At 59.2% G+C, this 17,765-nt stretch carries 15 protein-coding genes; 2 read left to right on the forward strand and 13 right to left on the reverse strand.

The window, feature by feature from the left end:
- Positions 1-211: 211 nt before the first annotated feature.
- A complete protein-coding gene (gene gltA / locus MHN28_RS00690) occupies positions 212-1,507 on the reverse strand; it encodes a citrate synthase (protein WP_239334968.1) in 1,296 nt (431 codons plus the stop codon).
- Positions 1,508-1,630: 123 nt separating this feature from the next.
- A complete protein-coding gene (gene gltX / locus MHN28_RS00695) occupies positions 1,631-3,031 on the reverse strand; it encodes a glutamate--tRNA ligase (RefSeq protein ID WP_239335682.1) in 1,401 nt (466 codons plus the stop codon).
- 78 nt (positions 3,032-3,109) lie between these two features.
- On the opposite strand from gltX, the gene MHN28_RS00700 reads away from it, so the two are divergent.
- Positions 3,110-5,152: a ComEC/Rec2 family competence protein gene (locus MHN28_RS00700; RefSeq protein ID WP_239334970.1), complete on the forward strand. Its 2,043-nt coding sequence runs from the start codon at positions 3,110-3,112 to the stop codon at positions 5,150-5,152.
- On the opposite strand, the gene lexA is transcribed toward MHN28_RS00700, so the two are convergent.
- From lexA to MHN28_RS00730, 6 genes are all read right to left on the reverse strand, one after another.
- The gene (gene lexA, locus MHN28_RS00705; protein ID WP_239334972.1) at positions 5,149-5,847 is read right to left on the reverse strand and encodes a transcriptional repressor LexA; all 699 of its coding nucleotides are present in this window, start codon (positions 5,845-5,847) and stop codon (positions 5,149-5,151) included. The two genes, MHN28_RS00700 and lexA, sit on opposite strands and share 4 nt — an antisense overlap.
- Positions 5,848-5,925: 78 nt before the next feature.
- Positions 5,926-7,098, reverse strand: coding sequence for a gephyrin-like molybdotransferase Glp (gene glp, locus MHN28_RS00710; protein ID WP_239334974.1), 1,173 nt, complete (start codon positions 7,096-7,098; stop codon positions 5,926-5,928).
- Positions 7,095-7,568 (reverse strand): cyclic pyranopterin monophosphate synthase MoaC, encoded by a 474-nt coding sequence (gene moaC, locus MHN28_RS00715; RefSeq protein WP_239334976.1) that lies wholly within the window; start codon positions 7,566-7,568, stop codon positions 7,095-7,097. The genes glp and moaC overlap by 4 nt, the downstream gene beginning before the upstream one ends.
- Positions 7,568-8,380 (reverse strand): indole-3-glycerol phosphate synthase TrpC, encoded by an 813-nt coding sequence (trpC, locus tag MHN28_RS00720; RefSeq protein ID WP_239334978.1) that lies wholly within the window; start codon positions 8,378-8,380, stop codon positions 7,568-7,570. The genes moaC and trpC overlap by 1 nt, the downstream gene beginning before the upstream one ends.
- Positions 8,377-9,396 carry an anthranilate phosphoribosyltransferase gene (trpD, locus tag MHN28_RS00725; protein WP_239334980.1) on the reverse strand — a complete coding sequence of 340 codons (1,020 nt, stop codon included), beginning with the start codon at positions 9,394-9,396 and terminating at the stop codon, positions 8,377-8,379. Before trpD ends, trpC begins: the two co-directional genes overlap by 4 nt.
- The gene (locus MHN28_RS00730) at positions 9,393-9,974 is read right to left on the reverse strand and encodes an aminodeoxychorismate/anthranilate synthase component II (protein ID WP_239334982.1); all 582 of its coding nucleotides are present in this window, start codon (positions 9,972-9,974) and stop codon (positions 9,393-9,395) included. Before MHN28_RS00730 ends, trpD begins: the two co-directional genes overlap by 4 nt.
- Before the next feature lie 195 nt (positions 9,975-10,169).
- Here MHN28_RS00730 and MHN28_RS00735 point away from each other — a divergent pair, with 195 nt between their 5' ends.
- Positions 10,170-11,648, forward strand: a complete 1,479-nt coding sequence (locus MHN28_RS00735) for a divergent polysaccharide deacetylase family protein (protein ID WP_239334984.1) — start codon at positions 10,170-10,172, stop codon at positions 11,646-11,648.
- A gap of 45 nt (positions 11,649-11,693) precedes the next feature.
- On the opposite strand, the gene trpE is transcribed toward MHN28_RS00735, so the two are convergent.
- The 5 genes from trpE to fabI form a co-directional block, all read right to left on the reverse strand.
- Positions 11,694-13,205, reverse strand: a complete 1,512-nt coding sequence (gene trpE, locus MHN28_RS00740; protein WP_239334986.1) for an anthranilate synthase component I — start codon at positions 13,203-13,205, stop codon at positions 11,694-11,696.
- Between the two features lie 12 nt (positions 13,206-13,217).
- On the reverse strand, positions 13,218-15,059 hold the full coding sequence (locus MHN28_RS00745; RefSeq protein WP_239334988.1) for a peptidyl-prolyl cis-trans isomerase: 1,842 nt from the start codon (positions 15,057-15,059) through the stop codon (positions 13,218-13,220).
- A gap of 83 nt (positions 15,060-15,142) precedes the next feature.
- Positions 15,143-16,318: an aminotransferase gene (locus tag MHN28_RS00750; RefSeq protein ID WP_239334990.1), complete on the reverse strand. Its 1,176-nt coding sequence runs from the start codon at positions 16,316-16,318 to the stop codon at positions 15,143-15,145.
- 49 nt (positions 16,319-16,367) lie between these two features.
- Positions 16,368-16,877, reverse strand: a complete 510-nt coding sequence (gene gpt, locus MHN28_RS00755) for a xanthine phosphoribosyltransferase (protein ID WP_170424560.1) — start codon at positions 16,875-16,877, stop codon at positions 16,368-16,370.
- A gap of 4 nt (positions 16,878-16,881) precedes the next feature.
- Positions 16,882-17,688 carry an enoyl-ACP reductase FabI gene (gene fabI / locus MHN28_RS00760; RefSeq protein WP_239334992.1) on the reverse strand — a complete coding sequence of 269 codons (807 nt, stop codon included), beginning with the start codon at positions 17,686-17,688 and terminating at the stop codon, positions 16,882-16,884.
- Between the last annotated feature and the right edge of the window lie 77 nt (positions 17,689-17,765).

Consider the following 17,765-nt stretch of genomic DNA (forward strand, 5'->3'; position numbering starts at 1 on the left):
CCGTCTCTTAGTTTCGGCTATCGCGTTTTCTTTTGTGTTTCCAGAAGAATACGCGGTGCATCAATTACTTAGTCGATACAGCAGCGAACATCGAAGGAGCCTCGGTCAAAATACACTTTGTCGCGCACAGCTGGCCAACACGATTTGCGGTCACCTCAAAAAAAAACGCCCCGGACAGTGGTCCGGGACGTTCCAAATCTTGAACCAGCGATTAGCGGTTTTCGATATCCACGTAATCGCGCATGGTCTCGCCCAGATACAGCTGACGCGGACGGCCAATCTTGTTCTGCGGATCTGCGATCATTTCTTTCCACTGGCTGACCCAGCCAACGGTACGCGACAGCGCGAAGATCGGGGTAAACATGGATGTCGGGAACCCCATCGCCTCGAGAATGATGCCCGAATAGAAGTCTACGTTCGGGAAAAGTTTCTTCTCGGCGAAATACGGATCTTCCAGAGCCTGTTTCTCGAGTGCCTTGGCAACCTGCAGTTTCGGGTTGTTTTCGACGCCCAGCAGATCCAAAACCTCGTCCGCCGACTGCTTCATCACTTTCGCACGTGGGTCAAAGTTTTTGTAGACGCGGTGGCCGAAGCCCATCAGGCGGAACGGATCGTTCTTGTCCTTCGCGCGCTCGATGTACTCAGGGATGCGGTCGACCGACCCGATCTCTTCCAGCATTTCCAGGCACGCCTGGTTTGCACCACCATGGGCAGGACCCCAAAGGCAGGCAACACCGGCAGCGATACACGCAAACGGGTTTGCGCCCGAGGACGAGGCGAGACGCACGGTCGAAGTCGAGGCGTTCTGTTCGTGATCCGCGTGCAGCGTCAGAATCCGGTCCATTGCACGGCTGAGGATCGGGTTCACCTCATATTCTTCTGCGGGAACGGCAAAGCACATGCGCAGGAAGTTCGACGCATAGTCCAGATCGTTGCGCGGATAAACGAAAGGCTGGCCGATGTGGTACTTGTAAGCCCAGGCTGCAATGGTCGGCATCTTGGCGATCAGACGGTGCGAAGCGACCTCGCGTTGATGCGGGTCAGAAATGTCGGTCGAATCGTGGTAGAAGGCCGACATCGCGCCAACCACACCCACCATGATTGCCATTGGGTGCGCGTCGCGGCGGAAACCGCGATAGAAGTACTGCATCTGTTCGTGCAGCATGGTGTGGCGAGTGATGGTGGTCTCGAACTGCTCAAGATCCTTGGCGACCGGCAGCTCTCCGTACAGCAACAGATAGCACACTTCGAGGAAGTGCGATTTGCCGGCCAGTTGGTCGATCGGATAGCCGCGGTGCAGCAGCTCGCCTTTTTCGCCGTCGATATACGTGATCGTGCTGTCACAGCTTGCGGTCGACGTAAAACCGGGGTCGTAGGTAAAGACGCCCGCATCCCCATAAAGTTTGCGGATGTCGATTACATCAGGACCCGCAGTCGGAGAATAAACCGGCAACTCGTACGTTTCACCATGGACTGTCAGAGTGGCTGTTTTATTGCTGTCGGTCATAGTGTCCCTTCCTCATTCTTGCGCAAGTCGGATCGCTGTCCGACGCTGCGGGCAACGGCTGCGCGCGCGGGCGCGCAGTCCGGGTGTTAGCGGAGCAGCGTTACCCAAATATGAAGGTTGGGTTTAAGTTGCTGCGTCAGAAAGCCGTGCAAGGGTTTCTTCTTTCCCCAACACAAGCATCATATCAAAAACTGAAGGCGTCACTGCCCGACCTGCCAACACGGCCCGCAACGGACCTGCCAGTTTGCCGAACTTTACCCCTTTCGCTTCTGCAAACGAATTAAGGGCATGCTCCAGCTCGTCTCGCGTCCAGCTAGCATTTTGCACGTGCGGCGTCAATTCTTTCAGTATACCATCGGATACTGAGGCCAGTGCCTTGGCAGCCTTTTCGTCGGGCTCGATTGGTCGGTCGGTGAGAGCAAAATGAGCCTTTTCAAGGAGTTCCGGGAACGTGCGCGCGCGATCCTTGAGGCAATACATCGCACGTTCCAGATCACCGGATTGTGTTTCCGTGAGGTCAGGCAATTTGGCCGCTGCCAGATAGGCCTCGATCTCTTGCCGCAGTGCAGCATCGTCAGCAACCGCGATGTGCTGTCCGCACAGGTTTTCCAGCTTTTTCAGGTCGAAACGGGCAGGGCTTTTGCCGATTCCATCCAGGTCGAACCACTCTTTGGCCTGCGCGTCGGTAAAGAACTCATCGTCGCCGTGGCTCCAACCCAAACGCGCCAGATAGTTGCGCATTCCGGCGGCGGGATAGCCCATGGCCTGGTATTCCTGCGCACCCAAAGCGCCGTGGCGCTTGGACAGCTTTTTACCATCAGGTCCGTGAATCAGCGGGATATGTGCCCAGACGGGCACGTCCCAACCCATGGCCTCATAGATCATCATCTGGCGCGCGGCGTTGTTCAGGTGATCGTCGCCCCGGATCACGTGGGTCACGCCCATGTCGTGATCATCTACCACAACCGCCAGCATGTAGACCGGCGTCCCATCCGAACGCAGCAGGATCATGTCGTCCAGTTGCTCGTTGCGGATGGTGACGTCACCCTGAACCTGATCGCGGATGACCGTGTTGCCATCCTGCGGTGCTTTGATACGGATCGCGAATGGGGCGTCCGGGTGCGTTGACGGATCTGCATCCCGCCAGGGGCTGCGAAACAGCGTCGACTTCCCTTCGGCGCGGGCCTGTTCACGGAATTCGGCGATCTCTTCCTGCGTCGAAAAGCACTTGTACGCTTTGCCCTCGGCCAGCAGTTGATGTGCAACCTCGGCATGGCGTTCCGCGCCTTCGAACTGGCTGATGACGTCACCGTCGTGATCCAGCCCAAGCCACTCCATACCTTGCAGGATCGCTGCAGTCGCTTCGGGTGTCGAACGCTCGCGGTCAGTGTCCTCAATCCGCAGCAGGAACTTTCCACCACGTCCACGAGCATAAAGCCAGTTGAACAGCGCAGTACGGGCCCCGCCGATATGCAGAAAACCGGTAGGGGACGGGGCGAAACGAGTGACGACCTGATCGGACATTGTATGGATTAACCTTTTGGTAACCGTGTCGGGCATAGATTGGCGCCTGTCTAACGAGCCCGAAGGACGGGGGCAACCATGCGTGTTCTGGCACGGGTCGAGGCCGCAGTGCTGAACCAGACAGGTTATTTGTTTCAGTGGTCTCCGGTGTGTCTGGGTGTCGGCATTGGTCTGTATTTCAGCCTCCGGTTCGAACCGGATTGGATGGTGCATGCAAGCCTTGCGGTTGCGATTGCCATTTGCCTGGGGGTGGCGCGCAAACTGTCGTCTGGCTGGGCTGCGTTGGCAACAGGGGGGGCGCTGATCGCTGCCGGGTTCATCCTGGCGGGTGTACGCGCCCATACGGTGGCAGAGCCGGTCCTGTCATGGCGTTACTACGGCCCGGTCGAGGGGCGGGTCGTGGCCATGGATCGCTCTGCGTCGGATGCGCTGCGGGTCACGCTGGATCGGGTACGAATAGGGGATGTACCTGGCGACCGGCGACCGCAGCGCGTCCGGCTTTCTTTGCACGGCGACGCGGTTCCACTTGCGCCGGGGCAGAGGATCATGACCACAGCCCATCTGTCGCCACCGCAGGGCCCGGTCGAACCCGGTGGGTTCGATTTTCGGCGGCACGCGTGGTTTCAGAGGCTGGGGGCAGTCGGGTATACCCGTGTACCCGTGCTGATCGCCGGACCCTCACAACCCAAAGGCATCCGGGTTACAGAATGGCGGATGGCTATTTCCCACCACGTCCGAACGATCCTGCCGGGCGAGATCGGCGGGTTCGCCGCCGCGGTCACAACAGGAGATCGCAGCGGTATGGGGCAAGAAACTCTGAAGTCACTGCGGGCGTCCAACTTGGCGCATTTGCTGGCAATCTCTGGCCTGCATATGGGGTTGCTGACAGGGTTTGTATACCTGATGTGCAGGCTGTTGTTTTCGTCTATTCCTGCGATGGCGCTCAGGCTGCCCGTGCGCAAACTGGCGGCTGTCTGCGCGATGGTCGCGGCCACGATCTATCTTTTTCTATCCGGCGGAAACGTAGCCACCGAAAGAGCCTTTGTCATGGCCAGTGTCATGCTGATGGCCATACTGATCGACAGGCGCGCGATTTCCCTGCGAGCCGTGGCCTTAGCCGCGCTGATTGTCCTGACCCTGCGCCCGGAATCCCTGCTAAGTCCCGGTTTCCAAATGTCTTTCGCAGCGACGACAGCGCTTGTGGCAGTGTTTGGAGCGTTTCGTGATTTCGGGCCAATGCCCGGCCCAAAATGGCTGAAGCCGGTCGCGGGTTTGCTGATGTCTTCGGCCATCGCTGGGCTTGCAACTGCGCCGATTGGTGCGGCGCATTTCAATACAATGTCTCACTATGGCCTTTTGGCCAACATGCTTTCCGTTCCGGTCATGGGCACGATTGTTGTCCCATCTGCCGTGGTCGCCGCGCTGCTGGCTCCGTTCGGGTTTGAAGTCGTGCCGCTGGCGGTCATGGGGCTGGGGCTGGAGTGGATCCTAGCGGTTTCGGAATGGGTGTCCGGGCTGGACGGCGCGCAAGGGTATGTTGTGAGCCCACCGAATTATGTCCTGCCTATGATTGCGCTTGGCGGGCTCTGGCTTGCGTTGTGGCAAGGGCGCGGGAAATGGGTTGGGGCGACACCGGTTGCTGCGGCGCTGCTGTTGTGGGGGCAGGGAAACCGCCCTGATGTTTTGGTTGCGGACAGCGGCGGGCTGGTTGGTGTGATGACCGAGCAGGGGCGGGCGTTGAGTAAGGAACAGGGAAGCGGCTTTGTCGCAACCGTCTGGTTGGAAAACGACGGGGATGGTGTGGACCAGCTGCAGGCGGCAAGCAGATGGCCGCAAGGATCAGGGGGTGTTCAGCGCTTTGATTGGCTGGGAAAAGAGGTGCTGCACATCACCGGAAAACGCGCGGCGCGTGGATTCACTGAGTGTGATGGGACTCAGATCGTCATCTCTGCCGTGGCGCTGCAATTGATCGGAGAGTGTGAATTGTTTGATCCGAAACGGCTGTTAGAAACGGGAAGCTTATCCCTGTCTGGCAACAAGATCACAACCAGCAAAGAGGCGATTGGTACCAGGCTGTGGTCCCCGAAATCAACCGGAGACCTCAAAGATAGGCGGTATTAGTAACTGCGGATTAGTCCGACCAGCCGACCCTGAACCTTGACCTTTTCCTCTGGCAGAACGCGGGTTTCGTAAGCTGGGTTGGCGGCCTCAAGGGCGATGGCCTGACCCCGGCGGAAGAACCGCTTCAGAGTGGCTTCCTGATCCTCGACCAGCGCGACAACGATGTCGCCGTTGTCGGCGACCGAGGTTTCGCGGATTACCACGACATCCCCATCGTTGATGCCCGCGTCGATCATCGAATCTCCGCGCACTTCCAAAGCATAGTGCTCGCCCTTTCCGGACACCATCGTTCCGGGCACGGCGACACGATGCGAAACATGGCTGATCGCTTCGATCGGTACACCAGCAGCGATGCGACCCATCACGGGCAGCTCCATTGCATTCACGGTAACGGGTTCAAAGTTCGCTGGCCGCGGGCCATCCGGTTTGTCCCCCTCAATTACGCGAGGCTTGAACGCAGCCGTGGGCTCTCCGCCCAAACTTTCAGGGAGTTTGACGATTTCGATAGCGCGGGCGCGATGGGCTAGGCGCCGGATAAACCCGCGTTCTTCCAGTGCGGTGATCAGCCGGTGGATACCGGATTTGGACCTGAGGTCTAACGCAGCTTTCATTTCATCAAAACTGGGCGGAACACCGTCCGCCTGAACGCGTTTGTGGATGAATTCCAACAAATCCAACTGCTTCTTGGTCAGCATTGCTCACACCTCGTCGGTCATGCGTTTTCTTTTGTTCTACGCATGTTCACGTTTTGTGTCAACGGATTTGAGCAAAACCTATATCGGCAGATACTGAACTTCTTCCCCAACAGAACGGTCGGGATCATGCGGTGCGCGTACCAAAAGCGCGTTTGCCTCAGCCAAAACGCTCAGCAGAGAACTGTCCTGATCGCCACAGGCGCGGATACCGGATTCGTCCCGCACCGCACGCATATAATGTTCTCGTGGTCCGTTCTTGCCCAGCGGTTCAGTAAGACGTGCGGTTTGCAGCGGGGGCAGAACCTGTTCAATGCCCAGCATGCGCCGCACCATCGGCAACAGAAAGAGATAGCCGCAAACCATTGCGCTCACAGGATTTCCCGGCAGTCCAACCATTGCGGAACGGCCCAGCCGACCAGCCATCAGGGGCTTACCGGGACGCATCCGTATCTTGTAGAAAGACTGCTCCATCCCGAGGCCGGTTGAGACATCGGATACTAGGTCATAATCACCGACCGAGGCACCGCCGATCGTGACGACCAGATCAGCACCCTCGGCCAGCCCAAAGGCGGTTTCGAGCGAGGAAACGGTGTCGCGTGCGATGGGGAGTATGCGAACTTGTGCACCAGCGTCTTCCAGCAGTGCCTTCAGACCAAAAGTGTTGGAGGCGATGATCTGGTCTGGGCCGGGTGTTTCGCCGGGCATTACCAGCTCGTCGCCCGTCGAAATCAATGCGACCACCGGCTTTCGCGCCACTGGTATCCTGGCCACGTTCATTGCCGCCATCAGTGCGATGTCTTCTGCGCGCAAGCGGCGGGGCGCGTGGATTTTCGTGCCAGTGCTGAAATCGACGCCGGCCGGACGAATGTTGGTTTTTACGCCGGGCAGGTCCGAGATTGTGATCAGATCGCCTCGCCGTTCGGTATCTTCCTGAATGACGACGAAATCGGCCCCCTCAGGAATGGGGGCGCCGGTAAAAATACGAACGGCTTGGCCGGGACCAACGCTGCCTTCGAAACGTTTACCTGCAACCGACTCGCCGATGACTTTGAACATCGCGTGCAGTTCAACCTCGGTCGATTTCAGGGCATACCCGTCCATCGAGGACGCGGCAAAAGGCGGCTGATCGCGTGTGGCGACGACGTCCTGTGCAAGGACGCGTCCGGCGGCATCTGCCAGTTTTACGGTTTCGGCCGGCAGGGGCGAGACCAGATCATACAGCAGCGCGCGGGCCTCTTCGACAGTAATCATTTCGCCTCGTAACGTCCTGACTTTCCACCGTCTTTCAGCGATACACGAATACCGCCGATCTCCATGGCCTTATCGACGGCCTTGGTCATATCGTACACGGTCAGGGCGGCAGTCGACACGGCGGTCAGAGCCTCCATTTCAACCCCTGTCTGACCTGATGTCTTGACGGTAGCTTGGACCTGAACGCCGGGCAGGTCCGGGTCCAGTGTCAGTTCGACGGATACCTTTGTGACCGGTAGCGGATGGCACAGCGGGATCAGATCGGGCGTTTTTTTGGCACCCATGATGCCCGCAAGACGCGCAACACCCAGCACGTCACCCTTTTTGGCGCGGCCTTCGGAAATCAGATCGTAGGTGTCTTGCGCCATTTTGATATGCCCAGCCGCCACAGCGACGCGGTCGGTGACCTCTTTTTCCGAGACATCGACCATATGGGCCTGTCCCTGCGCATCAAAATGGGTCAGTGGCATCACATAACTCCGGGGATCAGCGGGCTCGCCAGCAGGTGGCGGGTTGCCGCTGCAACGTCGTCCTGACGCATCAGGCTTTCGCCGATCAGGAAGCAGCGTGCGCCATAACGCGCGATATCTGCAAGGTCTTCGGGCGTGCTCAGTCCACTTTCGCAGACGATCGTCCGGTCTGCAGGGACAAGTTTCGACAGGTGCCGCGTGGTATCAAGAGATGTCTCGAAGGTCTTGAGATTGCGGTTATTTATTCCGATCAGAGAGCTTTTCAACTGCGAGGCACGTTCCAGCTCTTCTGCGTCGTGGACCTCGATCAAAACGTCCATGCCCCAATCGAAAGCCGTCTGTTCCAGCTCAGCCGCCTGAGCGTCATCAACCGATGCCATGATGATCAGAATGCAGTCCGCGCCCAAAGCGCGTGCCTCAACGACCTGGTAGGGGTCGTACATGAAATCCTTGCGCAATGCTGGCAGCGAAGTGGCTGCACGGGCTGCGGTCAAGTACTCCTTTGCGCCCTGAAAGCTGGGTGTGTCGGTTAGCACCGACAAACATGCAGCACCGCCTTCCTCATAGGCTTTGGCCAAAGCCGGCGGGTCGAAATCCGCGCGGATCAGGCCTTTGGACGGGCTTGCTTTCTTGACTTCTGCGATCAAGCCGTAACCCCGACGCGCCGCTGTCCGAAGCGCATCGGCGAACCCACGGACCTCAGGGGCATTGCGGGCTTCATTTTCCAGCGTTTCCAGCGACTTCTGCGTCTTATCTGCCGCAACTTCTTCGAGTTTATAGGCTTTGATCTTGTCCAGAACCGTCTCGGTCATGCGGCCTCCTGCGTAATTCGGGCCAGGGCCGCGATTTTGTCTTTAGCTTTCCCGCTGTCGATACTTTCAGACGCCTTGGCGACGCCGTCCTTCAGGTCATCGGCAGCATTCGCAACCACCAAGGCTGCGGCGGAGTTCAGCAATACCGCGTCCCGGTATGCCGAGGGAGCGCCGTCCAGCAAGGCGCGGAAGGCGACAGCGTTTTCCTCGGGCGTTCCGCCTATAATATCCTCGAACGGATGAACGGGCAGCCCTGCGTCTTCGGGGTGCAGCTCAACCTCTTTGACAATGCCGTCTTCCAACGCAGCAACCCAGCTGATCCCGGTTATCGTCAACTCATCCGTGCCGTCCGACCCGTGGACCAACCAGGCATGCTCAGCACCCAGTAAGCCCAGCGTTTCCGCCATCGGGCGGATCAGGTCGCGACTGAACGCGCCCGTCAGCTGTCGCCGAACACCTGCGGGGTTGGTCAGCGGGCCGAGGATATTGAAAATCGTGCGCGTCCCAAGCTCTTGCCGGCTGGGCATGACATGCGCAATAGCGGGATGGTGCATGGGCGCCATCATGAAGCCGATGCCAACCTCTTGTAAAGCTTTTTCAACGGTTTGCGGGCCGACCATCACGTTGATTCCCAACTGACCCAAGGCATCCGCGGCACCGGATTTCGAACTGAGGTTGCGATTGCCGTGCTTTGCGACGGTGACACCAGCGCCCGCCACCACAAACGCAGTTGCCGTTGAGATGTTCAGAGTGCCTTTGCCGTCGCCGCCCGTGCCAACGATATCCATCGCACCCGCCGGTGCTTTGACCGCGTTGCACTTTGCGCGCATCACGGCGGCAGCGGCGGCATATTCGTCGACCGTTTCGCCGCGTGTGCGCATAGCCATCAGCAGCCCGCCGATCTGGCTGGGTGTGGCTTCACCGTCGAACAGGATACCAAAGGCCTGTTCTGCCTCGGCACGGGTCAGGGGCCGGTCGGCTGCGGCACCGATCAGTGGTTTCAGAGCGTCGCTCATGCAGGAACTTTCATCTCGGACAGGAAATTCTTGAGCAGGGCGTGGCCATGCTCGGAGGCGATGGATTCCGGGTGGAACTGGACGCCGTGAATGGGCAGCTCTTTGTGCTGCAGACCCATGATTATCCCGTCTTCCAGTTCCGCCGTGATTTCGAGGCAGTCGGGCAAGGTGTTCGGGTCAACCACCAACGAGTGATAGCGGGTCGCGTCAAATGGCGACGGCAGTCCGGCGAACACGCCTTTGCCGGTGTGGTGCATTGTCCCCATCTTGCCGTGAACGATCTCATGGCAGCGAATGACGTCTCCACCAAATGCCTGACCGATGGTCTGATGCCCCAGACAGACGCCCATAAGCGGCGTCTTCGTCTCGGCCGCAGCTTCGGTCAGAGCCAGACAAATCCCCGCCTGATCCGGGTCACACGGACCGGGGCTGAGCAGGATCCCTGCCGGGTTCATGGCCATCGCTTCCTGGACATCCAAGGCATCATTCCGCCGAATGACCATTTCGGCGCCAAGTTCGCCTAAATAATGTACCAGATTGTAAGTAAACGAGTCGTAGTTGTCGATCAGCAGCAGCATTTGGGCACTTGTCTCGGCTTGGGCATTTCGGACTGGCGATACAGCCCTTGGCCACGGTATAATGTCGGGACATACATGCTCAGGCTTGTGGGGCAGCGTCAAGGGGACATCCTGTTCCGGGCGCAGTCACAGGCTACAAGCGCGGCGAACGGCGTTGAGGCGATCGAAGCACGATGAAGGCGAGAGGCAGTTAAGATGGGCGGATTTTTAGGCGGAATGATCGCAGGGGCGGTCGTTGTAGTGCTGCTTGGCGCGGCGCTGTCCCTGAACACCCCTTTGACCCGAAAACCGATAGTATCCGCAGAGGCTCCGGAACCCGCGCCAGCCGAGGTTCCTGAAGTCAGCACGGACGCCGCCGAGTCCATTGCAGATGCCGATCTGGTAACCCTGCCTCCGGTTTCGGCAGATGCCTCTGCAGAACAGACGGACAACCTGGCCGGGCTGGCCGAGGTGGAAATCGCTCCGGACACCGAACCCAAGGTTAGCGAGACCGTCGCACAGGTCGAAGCCTCGGAAACAACCGAAACGGCGGAAGTGACCATTTCGACCGAAGCTCCGGTCGTGCCTCAGGCCCCCGCGCCCTTGCAGCTCTCGCCGAATTCCGAGGATGAGCCGGTTTTGGCAGACGCCGCGCCAGAGCCACCGGCCCCCGTCGTGGAAAAGGAAATCGTTGTCGTGGTCGAGCCGCAGCCTGAAGTTGCTGAGACGCCGTCGGAACAGGAGCCTGAAGTTGCTGCACTGCAGCCGGAACCTGAATCGCAACCTGTCGCGGCGGAACCTCAGGAGGCGGAGGTAAATCCGCCGGAGGACAATCCAATTGCGGTGGAAGGTGAAGAAGACCCGCAACTGCGGAAATTGCCCCGGATTGCGGCTGTTCCGCAGATTGGCGGAGAAGAGACAGAAAACACCGGCCTCACCATTGGCAAACGCGTGGTTCCTTTGACGGAGCGCGAAGACGTCTCGGTAGCGGAATCTGGCACAATCGAGGTCATCCAGCCCGGAAAACCGATCGACGCCTACGCCGCCAAGTTCGACAACCCCGAAGCCAAACCCCTTATGTCGATCATTTTGATCGATGACGAGGGCGCGTACGGGGCCGAAGCGCTGCAAGACTTTCCGTATCCGCTCAGCTTTGCGGTCAGCCCGTCCGACCCGGAGGCGGCTGAAAAGATGGCCAGACACCGCGCAGCCGGTTTCGAAGTCCTGGCGCTTGCAGACCTGCCACGTGCCGCCAGTGCTCAGGACGCCGAAGTATCGTTGGCGGTCTGGCTGGAAACCCTGCCGGAAACCGTTGGCATTCTGGAAGGCGTGGACACCGGGATACAGGGCAATCGCAAACTGGCTGATCAGGTCGCCGCCATTGCCGGTGATACCGGCCGCGGTCTGATCACGCAGGATAACGGTTTGAACACCGTCCAAAAGCTGGCAGCACGCAATGGCGTCCCCTCGGGTGTCATCTTCCGCGACATCGACGGGGCGCGTCAGGACCCCAAGGTCATGCGGCGTTTTCTGGACCAGGCCGCGTTCCGCGCCGGCCAGCAGGGAACGGTGGTCATGCTAGGACGTCTGCGCCCCGACACCATATCAGCCCTGTTGCTGTGGGGGTTGGAGGACCGGGGCAGCCGCGTTGCGATGGCTCCGATCTCTGCGGTCATGATGAAAGAAGGTCAGTAAGGCCTGAAAAAGAAAACGGCTGACCGTTGGGGTCAGCCGTACATCTTAAGAATTGCCAGAACCAGTGAACCGGGCAGCATCCCCTGCGGCGCGACGGATCGCGCTCGATTTGTGCACCGTTTCCATGAATTCAGCTTCGGGGTCGCTGTCATAAACAACACCGCCACCGGCCTGAATGTACAGCTTTTGATCCTTCACGATCGCCGTACGCAGGGCGATACACATGTCCATGTCACCGCCTGCACTGAAGTACCCCACGCCGCCGCCATAGATCCCGCGCTTTTCCGGCTCCAGCTCGTCGATGATCTCCATCGCGCGGACTTTGGGCGCGCCCGATACCGTACCGGCGGGCATTCCGGCAAAGAAAGCGTCCAGCGCGTCTTTGTCCTCGGCCAATTCACCGACCACGTTGGACACGATGTGCATTACGTGGCTATAGCGTTCGATGATGAATTCTTCGGTCGGTCGTACGGTGCCGATCTTGGAAACCCGACCCGTGTCGTTGCGACCCAGATCCAGCAGCATAAGGTGTTCTGCCAGCTCTTTTTTGTCGGCCAGCAGGTCGACCTCGTTAGCTTTGTCTTCTTCGGGGGTGGCTCCACGCGGGCGCGTACCCGCGATCGGGCGGATCGTGACTTCGTCTCCGAATACGCGCACCAGGATTTCGGGGCTGGCCCCAACGACCTGAAAGCCGCCGAAATTAAAGTAGAACATGAAGGGCGATGGGTTCGTGCGCCGCAAAGAGCGATAGAGTGCGAAGGGCGGCTGCGGAAAATCTTGCGTCCAGCGCTGCGCCGGGACCACCTGAAAGATGTCGCCGGCGCGGATGTATTCCTTGGCCTTTTCGACCGCTTCCATATAGCCGGATTTGGTGAAGTTTGACACCGGCGGAGCCACCTCGGACGCGTCCCCCAGATCGCGCGTCTCGGCAGGCATGGCGCGTTCCAGATCCCGCACAGCATCCATTACGCGTTCTGCGGCCTGAGCATAGGCCGCCTTGGCGGATTGTCCGTCACTGACCCATGCCGGAGATACTACCGTGACTTCGCCCTTCACACCGTCGAGCACCGCGATGACCGACGGCCGCAGCATGATCGCATCGGGCAGGCCAAGCGGGTCTGGGTTCACGTCGGGCAGGTATTCGACCAGGCGAACCATGTCATAGCCGAGATAGCCAAACAGACCCGCAGCTGCCTGTGGCAGGTCGTCTGGCAGGTCAATTTTGCTTTCGGCCAGCAGCGCCCGAAGGTTGCCCATCGGGTTACCGTCTTGCGACGAGAACGCCTCGGGATCGAACCGGGCTGAGCGGTTCAGTTCAGAGGTCTCACCTCGGCAGCGCCAGATCAGGTCCGGTTTCATGCCGATGATCGAGTACCGGCCGCGAACCTCACCACCGGTGACCGATTCCAGCATGAACGCGTCTTTCTGCGCGCCCGTCAGCTTGAGCATCAGGGAAACCGGCGTGTCCAGATCAGCGGCAAGGCGGGTGTAGACGACCTGATTCTCGCCCGCTTCATAAGCGCGCGCGAAATCGTCAAAATCGGGTGTCAGGGCCATATCCGGTCTCTTTTAATAGCTGGCCTGAACGGCATTCAGGGCCTGCTGATCCACGACGGGACGGGCGCGGACCTGCGCATCACGGACGTAGGCGTCAAAGATGTTCTGCGCCAGCGCCTGATCCAATTGTGCTGCCAGCGCCTCTTGCACCTGACGCAGCTCATCCGTTTCGGCAGGCGGCAGCAGTTCATCCACGCGAACGATGAACGCGGTGCCGGCACCGGGAATGACGCGCAGGTCACCTTGTTCCATTTCAAAGACCTGCGTCATGAAATCCGCGGGCACGTCTTCCAGAAAAGCAGTGCGGGTCAGGGCGTTTTCCACCCGGAAAGGCAAGCCAGTCGCGGTGAAATCACCATCGGCTTTCACTTGCTCGAGAACAGTATTTGCCTGTTCTTCCAGCGCCTTGTTGGTTTCTGCCAGCGTCCATGCAGCAACAACGCGTTCGCGCGCAGTTTCCAGAGGTTCTGGCCGCGGCTCAAGCACCTCGTTCAGACGCAGGGCAAAGATCGATCCGTCGTCAAGGAACGCAACCTCGGGGAAGTCGCCGTCCTGTACAGCCTCGGCTGCGCTGCGGAAATCTTCATAGGCTGCGACGCCATCTTCGCTCTGGTTGGTCCAGTCAATCTGGCCCAGCTCCATTTCAGTTTCGGCGTCCAGCTCTTCCAGCGTTGCACCACCCGCCAGCAGGTCGTTGATATCCTCGGCCTGAGCTTCGATCAGACGACGCGCGCGATCTGCGGCCAGTTCTTCACGCAGGGCAGGTGCAGCGTCTTCGAACGGGGTGTTGTTTTCAGCAAGCGAACCGTTGATCCGGAACAGCGCAGGGCCAAAGGTCGAAGGCAGCGGACCGACCACGGTGTCCAGTTCGGCGGCAAACACGCCATCGGCGGCGTCGCCCAGGTCTTCACGGGTAACATCGCCAAGATCGATATCGCTCAGTTCCAACTGACGATCCCGGACCAATTGTTCGAAAGTTGTGCCGCCAACCTCAAGCTGCGCCATCGCGCTTTCGGCCTCATCTTCATTGGGGAAAGTCAGACGCTCGACCAGTCGACGCTCAGGCTGTTGGAATTCAGCCGAACGCTGGTCGTAGAGGCGCTGTACCGCGTCCTCGTCGATTTCCACTTCGTCCAGCAGCATTTCGGGCGACAGGATCGCATATGTAAGCTTTTTGGTCCGGGGCAGGGTGAACAGGTCGGTGTTCTCGTCGTAATAGGCCTGAACCTGTTCGTCGGTCGGTTCGGCAACGGGCGCAGGCAGCGCATCAGGCGCCACGGTCGCAACGGTAAAGCTGCGGCGCGCGCCGACATAGTCCGTCAGCACCTGCGTCAGGGTTTCCGGCATCTTCACACCGCTGACCACGGCATTCTGAACAATAGTGCGGGATGTTTCCTTGCGCAGGTCCGATTCGAAATCGGTATCCGACATGCCAGCCTGTTCCAGCTGGAACTGATACGCGTCACGATCAAATGTGCCGTTGACCCCTTGGAAGGCAGGGATCGCAACGATTTCCTTTTGCAGGTTTTCGTCGCCAATCGAGATGCCCAGCAATCCGACTTCGTTATCCAGCGCGGCCAGAGCGGTCAGGCGCGACAATGCCAGCCGGTCCAGACCGAATTCCATCGCTTGCGATATCTGCATGGGCTGACCCGTCTGTTGCTCAACAGCGCGGATTTCGCGTTGGAGCTCACGCACATAGTCATCGACCGAGATATCCTCGTTCCCGACCTGGGCTACGGTGCGAACCGTACCGGTCAGGCTGGTCGCGCCGAACCCTGCAAGGCCAAGCATCAAAAGGCCCATGAGAATCCAGACAAAGGTCTTCGATAGGTTTTTCATGCCTGCGGCCATAGTGCCCTCTTCGTGCTTTTTCGGCAGGTAACTGCCCTGTCGGTTGCGGCCCTGAATACGACGCGCACCGTCGGGGGGCAAGCTCAGAAGGACAGTGCCTGCAGCCGTTCGAACAATTGCCCCAATCCGGCACGGTCAAGATTGGCAAATGCGATGCGAACCTGACGTTTCCCGGCCGGATCGTTTTCCGGCATGAACATGGTTCCGGGCAACAGCAGAATGCCGGCCTCGGGGACCAGACGTCTGGCAAGTTCGTCCGAAGGGATATCGAACGGATGTTCGAAATAGGCGAAGTAAGCGCCCAGTCCCAACAACCGCCAGCCCTTGTCGGTCAGGCTAGGCAATAGCTCGGTAATGGCCGCGCGACGGTCGAGAATTTCATCCCGTTCGCCCGCAAGCCACTGGGACAGGTTCTGCATCCCCCAGAGGGCTGCGTACTGGCCGATTTGGCCGGGGCAGATGGCGACGGTATCCAGAAACTTCTCGATCTCGGACAGCAGCGCCGCGTTGGTCGCGATCGCGCCAACGCGGTGGCCGGTCAGCCTGTAGGCTTTGGAAAAGGAATACAGGTGGATCAGGGTTTCGTCCCAGCGGGGCTGAGAAAACAGATCATGCGGCGGGCCGCTTCGGCTGTCGAAATCCCGATAGGTCTCGTCCACGATCAACCGAATACCGGCCTCTTTTGCGAGATCAAAGAAGGCCCGCACCAGCGGGGCAGGGTACTCCACTCCGCCGGGGTTGTTCGGTGTCACAAGCACGATGGCGCGGGTCTTGTCAGTGATCAGAGTCCGGGCTGTGTCCGGATCTGGCAGCAGAGTGTCATCGGTTGGCAGGTCCACGGTTCGGACCCCGGCCATGTCCAGCCACATCTTGTGATTAAAATACCAAGGCGTTGGAACAATCACCTCGTCATCCTGATCGGTGATCGCAGTGATCGCAGCGGCAAAAGCCTGATTGCAGCCCGAAGTGATCGCCACCTGATTGCCGGAAACCTGCGCATCATAGTGCGCGCTGATTTGCCGGGCGAGCTCGCCCCGCAGGTTAGGATTGCCCAGAACCGGCCCGTAAAGGTGGGCGGTGTCTTCTGTCACGGCAAAACTGGCAATCGCCTCGCGTAGCGCCAGCGGAGGAGGATCAACAGGGGCCGCTTGACTGACATTGATCAGGGGTCGGTCGTCGGAAAACTCCACCCCCTGCAACCAGCGCCGCGCCTCCATGACCGGAGGCGCAAATGTCGCGGTAGTGCGGGACTGGGTCATGACATGCCTGTCCTTTTGTGAGGCTCAGCCTCGCGCTTGGGGGATGGATTCAGTCGGTGCCGCGATAGGGCTCGACATATTGCAGGGCCATATCCCAGGGGAAGAAAATCCAGGTGTCCTGGCTGACTTCGGTGATGAACGTGTCGACCATCGGGCGGCCCTTGGGCTTGGCATACACCGTCGCGAAATGCGCCTTGGGATACAAGTCACGCACCAGTTCCAGCGTTTTGCCGCTGTCGACCAGATCGTCGATGATCAGAACGCCCTCGCCATCCCCCATCAGCTCGGCATCGGGGGCTTTCAGAACTTCTGCTTCGCCCTGTTCCTGATGGTGGTAGGACCGGACGCTGATCGTGTCGACGGTCCGAATGTCCAACTCACGGCTGACAATCATTGCCGGTGCCATGCCACCACGGGTAATAGCAACGACCGCGCGCCATGCACCGTCATCCGGACCTTGGCCATCCAACCGCCAGGCCAAGGCGCGGGAATCACGGTGAATCTGGTCCCAACTGATGTGAAACCCTTTTTCGTGGGGCAGACGATCCTTGGCGCTCATGTCATTACCCCTTTTCAACGTCCGGTGCGTCGACGGCTTTCATGCCGACGATGTGATAGCCCGAATCTACGTGCAGATTCTCTCCGGTGACACCGCTGCTGAGATCGGACAGTAGATAGAGTGCCGATTTGCCAACATCGTCGATGGTCACATTGCGGCGCAACGGCGAGTTATACTCGTTCCACTTCATGATATAGCGGAAGTCGCCGATGCCACTGGCAGCCAGCGTCTTGATCGGACCGGCCGAGATTGAGTTCACGCGGATACCATCCTTGCCCAGATCCTCGGCCAGATATTTGACAGAAGCTTCAAGCGCGGCCTTGGCGACACCCATTACGTTATAATGCGGCATAACCTGCTCGGCACCGTAATAAGTGAGGGTGATTGCGCTGCTGCCTTCGGACATCATCTTTTCAGCGCGCTGCATCACGGCTGTAAAGGAGTAAACCGATACATCCATTGTCAGCTTGAAATTCGCGCGCGAGGTGTCGACGTAGCGGCCACGAAGTTCGTTCTTGTCCGAGAACCCGATGGCGTGAACGACAAAGTCCAGTTTGCCCCATTTCTCTTCAAGTGACGTGAACAGCGCATCAATCGATTCTTCGTCGCTGACGTCGCAGGGCAGGACGATTTCGCTGCCAAGTTGCGCCGCCAAAGGGTCGACGCGTTTCTTAAGTGCGTCCCCTTGATAGGAAAAAGCCAGCTCTGCTCCGGCTTCGGACAAGGCGCGGGCAATCCCCCACGCGATTGATTTATCATTGGCCAGTCCCATGATGAGGCCGCGTTTGCCGGCCATCAACTGATTTGACATGTTCGGTTCTCCGCCTGTCTTCGCGTCATGTTGGGATGGTTTATGCCATTGGGTGCGCTGCATCAAGGCCGTGCGCT

This window comes from Ruegeria sp. Ofav3-42 (assembly GCF_022347725.1).
In the GTDB taxonomy this organism is placed as follows: Bacteria; Pseudomonadota; Alphaproteobacteria; order Rhodobacterales; family Rhodobacteraceae; genus Ruegeria.

Bases quoted from the DNA above. Each gene is read 5' to 3' on its own strand.
- gltA (WP_239334968.1), bottom strand. From the start codon at position 1,507: ATGACCGACAGCAATAAAACAGCCACTCTGACAGTCCATGGTGAAACG.
- gltX (WP_239335682.1), bottom strand. From the start codon at position 3,031: ATGTCCGATCAGGTCGTCACTCGTTTCGCCCCGTCCCCTACCGGTTTT.
- MHN28_RS00700 (WP_239334970.1), top strand. From the start codon at position 3,110: ATGCGTGTTCTGGCACGGGTCGAGGCCGCAGTGCTGAACCAGACAGGT.
- lexA (WP_239334972.1), bottom strand. From the start codon at position 5,847: ATGCTGACCAAGAAGCAGTTGGATTTGTTGGAATTCATCCACAAACGC.
- glp (WP_239334974.1), bottom strand. From the start codon at position 7,098: ATGATTACTGTCGAAGAGGCCCGCGCGCTGCTGTATGATCTGGTCTCG.
- moaC (WP_239334976.1), bottom strand. From the start codon at position 7,568: ATGCCACTGACCCATTTTGATGCGCAGGGACAGGCCCATATGGTCGAT.
- trpC (WP_239334978.1), bottom strand. From the start codon at position 8,380: ATGACCGAGACGGTTCTGGACAAGATCAAAGCCTATAAACTCGAAGAA.
- trpD (WP_239334980.1), bottom strand. From the start codon at position 9,396: ATGAGCGACGCTCTGAAACCACTGATCGGTGCCGCAGCCGACCGGCCC.
- MHN28_RS00730 (WP_239334982.1), bottom strand. From the start codon at position 9,974: ATGCTGCTGCTGATCGACAACTACGACTCGTTTACTTACAATCTGGTA.
- MHN28_RS00735 (WP_239334984.1), top strand. From the start codon at position 10,170: ATGGGCGGATTTTTAGGCGGAATGATCGCAGGGGCGGTCGTTGTAGTG.
- trpE (WP_239334986.1), bottom strand. From the start codon at position 13,205: ATGGCCCTGACACCCGATTTTGACGATTTCGCGCGCGCTTATGAAGCG.
- MHN28_RS00745 (WP_239334988.1), bottom strand. From the start codon at position 15,059: ATGGCCGCAGGCATGAAAAACCTATCGAAGACCTTTGTCTGGATTCTC.
- MHN28_RS00750 (WP_239334990.1), bottom strand. From the start codon at position 16,318: ATGACCCAGTCCCGCACTACCGCGACATTTGCGCCTCCGGTCATGGAG.
- gpt (WP_170424560.1), bottom strand. From the start codon at position 16,877: ATGAGCGCCAAGGATCGTCTGCCCCACGAAAAAGGGTTTCACATCAGT.
- fabI (WP_239334992.1), bottom strand. From the start codon at position 17,688: ATGTCAAATCAGTTGATGGCCGGCAAACGCGGCCTCATCATGGGACTG.